We start from the raw sequence: 379 nt of genomic DNA, 5'->3' as shown, positions 1-379 counted from the left end.
TGCAGCCCGCTGCGTGAGGACCAGGGGAGCAACCTCAAGGCCGTAGTTTTTGATGACCTCAACCGCCTCATCCGCAAGATGACCACGCGGTGGTGCAGCGTTGATGACCGCCAGCGCGGGAACCCGTGCCAGATCGGCCAAATCCTTCGTGGACTTGATGGCCCGCAGGTCCAGAACGGTGGGACGACAGGGGATCAGGATCAGGTCGGCCGCTCGCGCCGCTGCAAGCGCATCGCGCTCCGAATGTGGCGCGGTATCGATGATGCACAGCGACGCGCCGTTGTCCTTCGCCGTGGCTAAGACCTCATCGAGCTGCGAGGCATGCGCAGAGATCACCACGGGCGCGTCTCGCTCACGGCTCCTCGACCACTCCTTGGCG

General features: G+C 64.6%; 1 pseudogene. It reads right to left on the bottom strand.

From position 1 onward, the window contains the following. Positions 1-339, bottom strand: a pseudogene (locus VBE63_RS31240) (ParA family protein); the annotation flags it as partial. Positions 340-379 lie beyond the last annotated feature (40 nt).

This window comes from Lamprobacter sp., assembly GCF_034860625.1.
In the GTDB taxonomy this organism is placed as follows: domain Bacteria; phylum Pseudomonadota; class Gammaproteobacteria; order Chromatiales; family Chromatiaceae; genus Lamprobacter.
Note: the sequence above shows the minus strand (reverse complement) of the source record. Positions and strands in the feature narration are given on the sequence as shown.